The organism is Actinomycetota bacterium (assembly GCA_036280995.1).
GTDB lineage: Bacteria > Actinomycetota > CALGFH01 > CALGFH01 > CALGFH01 > CALGFH01.
This window is the reverse complement of the sequence record DASUPQ010000867.1, coordinates 1-4,867: the sequence shown is the minus strand read 5'-3', so window position 1 is coordinate 4,867 and position 4,867 is coordinate 1. Positions and strand designations below refer to the sequence as shown.

General features: G+C 69.5%; 5 protein-coding genes. All 5 read left to right on the top strand.

Annotated elements, in window-relative coordinates:
• Nucleotides 1-35 precede the first annotated feature (35 nt).
• The 5 genes from VF468_29075 (at nt 36) to VF468_29055 (ending at nt 4,805) form a co-directional block, all read left to right on the top strand.
• Entirely contained in the window at nt 36-656 is a 621-nt protein-coding gene (locus VF468_29075; GenBank protein HEX5882339.1) for a hypothetical protein, read from the top strand.
• A 10-nt stretch (nt 657-666) separates the two neighbouring features.
• Entirely contained in the window at nt 667-1,287 is a 621-nt protein-coding gene (locus tag VF468_29070; GenBank protein HEX5882338.1) for a Rieske 2Fe-2S domain-containing protein, read from the top strand.
• Between the two features lie 10 nt (nt 1,288-1,297).
• Nucleotides 1,298-2,395, top strand: coding sequence for a c-type cytochrome (locus tag VF468_29065; protein ID HEX5882337.1), 1,098 nt, complete (start codon nt 1,298-1,300; stop codon nt 2,393-2,395).
• The gene (locus VF468_29060; GenBank protein ID HEX5882336.1) at nt 2,392-2,967 is read left to right on the top strand and encodes a hypothetical protein; all 576 of its coding nucleotides are present in this window, start codon (nt 2,392-2,394) and stop codon (nt 2,965-2,967) included. Before VF468_29065 ends, VF468_29060 begins: the two co-directional genes overlap by 4 nt.
• A 380-nt stretch (nt 2,968-3,347) precedes the next feature.
• A complete protein-coding gene (locus tag VF468_29055) occupies nt 3,348-4,805 on the top strand; it encodes a class II fructose-bisphosphate aldolase (GenBank protein ID HEX5882335.1) in 1,458 nt (485 codons plus the stop codon).
• Nucleotides 4,806-4,867 lie beyond the last annotated feature (62 nt).

Sequence of the window (4,867 nt, the reverse complement as noted above, 5' to 3'; positions counted from 1 at the left end):
GGGATCAGCGGACCGGTATGAGCCGCGACTGACCGATGACCATCGAGAAGCGGCCGAACGCGACGGCCGACAAGAACGCCCCGACCCAGGCCCCGGTCCCCACCGCCCCGCCGGCCGTCCCCGGGCCCGGGCCCAAGCTGCCGGGTCCGCCCGGCGCGCCGGGCACGGAGCGCTTCCGGCTGCTGGCCTACGTCCGCCAGGAGTCGATGGTCCGGGTCGACAAGCGACCGGACGAGACGGTCCTGACCTGGCCGCACCTGCTGCGCGCCGAGTTCCTGATGGCGTGCCTGATCACCGGCATGCTGCTGGTGATGTCGTTCTTCGTCCAGGCCCCGCTGGAGGAGCAGGCGAACGTCAACGTCACGCCCCACATCGCCAAGGCGCCGTGGTACTTCCTCGGCCTGCAGGAGCTGCTCGCCTACTTCAACACCACGGTGGCGGGCATCGTCATCCCCCCGATGTACTTCATCGGCCTGGCGCTCATCGCGTACATCGACAAGTCGCCGTACCGCGCGGCCCGCGACCGGAAGGTGGCGTGGATCTTCTTCCTGACGATCATGTTCTTCGGCATCGGCGTGACCCTCATCGGTGCCTTCTTCCGCGGCCCCGGGTGGAACTGGGTATGGCCGTGGGACGGCCTGTTCTTCACCCTGTGAGGACGGCACCGTGACTAGTCAGCCGCCGAGCTGGGGTGAGCAACCTGGACCCCCCGTCCGCGAGATCAGCCGCCGGAACTTCCTCCGCCAGGCGGTGGGTGTCGGCGTCGGGCTGCTCACCCTGCAGTTCCTCGGCGGCACGATCCTGTTCCTGTGGCCGAACCTGAAAGGCGGCCTCGGTGACCCGAACCTGGTCATCGGCAGCGCCAGCGACATCGCGACCCAGCAGCCGGAATGGGTTCGGGGCCTGCCGTTCATCTACAACAAGGCACGCCTGTTCATCGTGAACGTGCCCGCCGGCAAGTCACGGGTCGAGGGCACCGGGGAGGAGGTCCCCGACCCGGGGATGGACATCCTGGCCCTCTACCGGAAGTGCCCGCACCTCGGCTGCAACGTCCCGCAGCTGTGCGACCGCAGCCTGTGGTTCGAGTGCCTGTGCCACGGATCGAAGTACACGATCATCGGCGAGAAGCGCGACGGACCGGCCCCCCGCGGCATGGACCGATTCGAGCACCGGATCGAGGACGGGGTGTACATCGTCGACACCTCGGTGCGGATCAGCGGCCCGCCGATCGGGACCGACACCTTCGACAGCCGCCGGACCGAGGACATCGCGCATTGCGCCAACTAGGGACACGCCGATGCGGATGAAGGCGCTCGGTGTGGCGCTGATGGTGGGTTTTGCGGCGTTCACGACCTTCTACTGGATCACCGATGCGCCCCGCCGCGAGGTGTTCACCGGCATCCGCGACGAGGAGCTGCTCGAGTTCGGCCAGATCGTGTTCCTTCCCGACGACACCTACACGATCGACGTCGACATCCAGGACTCCGCATTCACCCGGGTGGTGGAAGTGGATGGGGAGCCGCAACCGGTCGAGGCGGTCGAGCTGTATGCCAACTCGAGCATCAGCTTCAGCAACCAGACCGGCGCGACCCTCACCGTGACCGGAACCGGAACGACCCCGTTCGAGGTCGAGATCGAAGACGAGGCGTCCGCCCCCGTGAAGTTCGCTGATGAAGGCGAGACGACGGTGTCCGCCTCCGGAATCGAAGGATCGCTGGTCGTGACCGCCATCCTGCCCCACCTCCAGCCGTACGGCGCGAACTGCGTCCGGTGTCATGGGTTCGACGGGATGGGCGGCCCGAACCTCATCGGTCCCAACCTCCATTCGTTTGCGCTGGCCAACAAGTGGGCGCAGACCGGCGGGGCGCAGACGCTCAACAACTACGTGCAGTGGGTCATCACTCTCGGCGGGGTGGTCCGCTCCGGCAATATCGCCAGCGAGATGCCGGCCTGGGGCCAGGAGTACGGCGGTCCGCTCACCCGCCAGCAGATCGAAGCGCTGACCGCGATGATCGGGGAGTGGGCGGCTGAGAGCCTCGCCAACCCGCCGGAGGAGGTTCCCGACACGGTCGAGGCCGGGGCCCAGGTCTTCACCGATGCCGGCTGCTTCTCGTGCCACGGCGCGGAGCTGGAGGGCGGGATCGGCCCGAACCTCCAGACGGTCGGCACCGCCCTGACCCCCAACCAGGAGCTTCCCACGCCCGTCTCCCAGGACGAGCTGCGCCTGACGGACTACGAGGCCGACAAGCGAGCCTTCTTCGAGCAGTGGATCCGTGACTCGTCTGGCGTATACAACGATGGGAACCCGACCGGGATGCCCGCCTTCTCCGAGTCCGATCTCACCGCATCCGAGCTCCAGGCGCTGATCACCTTCCTGCTGGACCAGACCGAATGACGACCTACGCCCTGCCCCGTCGCCGCGGCCTGTTCGCCCGCCTCATCGGCGAGGCGGACGACTTCACGATCTGGCTCCTGTTCGGGGCCGAGACGTGGCTGATCGCCAGCCTGAAGGCAGTGCCCGCGTTCCTGTTCGTGTACTGGCTGGTCACCTACGTGCCGAACTCGGTCTTCTACGGCGTGACCCTGTACATCCCCTTCCTCCAGTTCTCCGAGGAGGTGGGGTTCATCATCGCCAACGGCGTGGCCTGGACGAACCTCGTCCTGGTCGTGATCCTGGCCTACCTCATCCAGGCCTCGCGCGGGCGGCAGGGCCCGGGATGGACCCTCATCCGCCTGTTCACGCTGGCCAACTACCTCCTCGTCATGCTCCTGCTCATCCCGTACTTCGTGTTCAACGTGGCCGGCGGGTCGTTCATCCCGCTCGAGCTGCCGCTCATCGCGCTCGGCCTCGGGGCGATGACCGCCGGCGGGACGGCGACCGCGCTGGCCTACCTGTACTACGAGTTCCGGCGCGCGGCCCGGCGAGACGCGCAGGCCGCTGCCGCCGCGTCAGCCCGCGCCGGCTGAACCGGCTCAGCCGGCCCCAGCCAGTCTGAACCGCCGCCTCCTCGTCCACGTCGGCTGGTCGGCCGTCGTCCTGGCCGGGGCCGCCCTGGTCGTCGGAGCCGAGCTCGCCGGGCCGTGTCCGCCCGGCGGATGGCTGGCGCTCGACTGCGGCCCCGCCCGCGAGCTGGTCCTCGCGGTCATCGCCCTGGCCGCCGTCCTGTACGTCGCCCTCCTGACCGCCGTGGTGGCCTGGTGGGGGAGGATCTCGCGCCGGCCGGGAGTGGACCCGTCAGGCGGGCGCGACTGGTATCTCGTGGCCGGGGTGGTCGGCCTCGTCATCGCCCCCTTGCTGGCCTTCGTCCTTCTCGCCGCTTTCGGATGGCTGGGCTAGGATGCGGCCCATGACGGTGGCCCCCGTCGATGCCCTGCGCGCAACCCTGGCACCGGCTGCCGAGATCACGCCCCACGGCCTCTCGGTTGCCGATCCGGCGGCGTTCCAGGGCCCGCTCACCGACCGCCTGGTCCGGGACGCGGTCTTCCTGCGTGACCCGGCAGCCCGGGAAGCGGCCCGCTGGGCGGTCTGGGCCGCCAGCCAGGCCCTCGGCTGCCCGTCAGCCTCGATCCAAGACTTGTACCTCGCTCGCGGGCGCGGCGAGCTCCCGCCCACCGCCTTCACCGTGCCCGCCATCAACGTCCGCGCGGCGGGGTACCTGACGGCGCGCACCGTGTTCACCGTCGCCAGCGCGCGCCAGGTTGGCGCGCTCGTGTTCGAGATCGCGAAGAGCGAGATGGCGTACACCGACCAGCGCCCCGACGAATACGCCGCCGTCATCCTGGCCGCCGCGCTGCGTGAAGGGTGGCGCGGCCCCGTCTTCCTCCAGGGCGACCACTTCCAGTTCAACGCGACCCGCTGGGCCTCGGACCCGGTGGCTGAGGTGGACGGGCTTCGCGACCTCGTCCGCGAGGCGGTCGGCGCCGGATTCCTGAACATCGACATCGACGCCAGCACCCTCGTCGACCTGTCGCTGCCCAGCATCGAGGAGCAGCAGCGGGTCAACGCCGAGCGGACGGCAGACCTGACCCGCCTCGTGCGCGAGGTCGACCCACCGGGCGTGACGATCTCGGTCGGCGGCGAGATCGGGGAAGTGGGAAAGACGAACTCGACCGAGGCCGAGCTTCGCGCCTACCTGGCGGAGTACCGATCGGCCCTGGGCGGCGATGACGCGCCGGCCGGGATCAGCAAGGTCAGCATCCAGACCGGAACCTCCCACGGCGGGGTGGTGCTGGCCGACGGCAGCGTGGCGCCGGTTGCCATCGACTTCGACACGCTCCAGCGCCTGTCCACCGTCGCCCGGGAGGAGTTCGGGCTGGCCGGCTGCGTGCAGCACGGCGCCAGCACCCTGCCCGAGGAGGCGTTCGGCCACTTCCCGGCCGCCGGCTGCGCCGAGATCCACCTCGCCACCGGGTTCCAGAACATCCTGTACGACGGTGGCGGCCTGCCCGCCGACCTGCGGGCCGAGATGATGGCGTGGTGCCTGGTCAACTGCGCCGACGAGCGCAAGCCGGGCGAGACCGACGAGCAGTTCCTGTACAAGACCCGCAAGAAGGCGCTCGGTCCGTTCAAGGAGGCCCTGTGGTCCATCGGTCCGGAGGCCGAGGCCGAGATCGGTGCCCACCTGGCGGCGCGCCTCGAGCTGCTCTTCGATCGACTCGGGGTGGACGGCACCCGCGAGCTGGTGGACCGATTCGTCGAGCCGCCAACCCTGCCCAGACGGATGCCGGCCAGTCTCGGCGGGGTCGGCGGTGAGACCATCCGCGCTGCCGACGAGACCTTCGTCGACGACGGCTCAGGCGAGTAAATCGAGGAGGACCTGCCGGTGGCCCACATGCAGCGGAAGTCCCTCGATCTGCCCGACGAAAC

Bases quoted from the DNA above. Each gene is read 5' to 3' on its own strand.
- VF468_29060 (HEX5882336.1), top strand. From the start codon at position 2,392: ATGACGACCTACGCCCTGCCCCGTCGCCGCGGCCTGTTCGCCCGCCTC.
- VF468_29075 (HEX5882339.1), top strand. From the start codon at position 36: ATGACCATCGAGAAGCGGCCGAACGCGACGGCCGACAAGAACGCCCCG.
- VF468_29055 (HEX5882335.1), top strand. From the start codon at position 3,348: ATGACGGTGGCCCCCGTCGATGCCCTGCGCGCAACCCTGGCACCGGCT.
- VF468_29065 (HEX5882337.1), top strand. From the start codon at position 1,298: ATGCGGATGAAGGCGCTCGGTGTGGCGCTGATGGTGGGTTTTGCGGCG.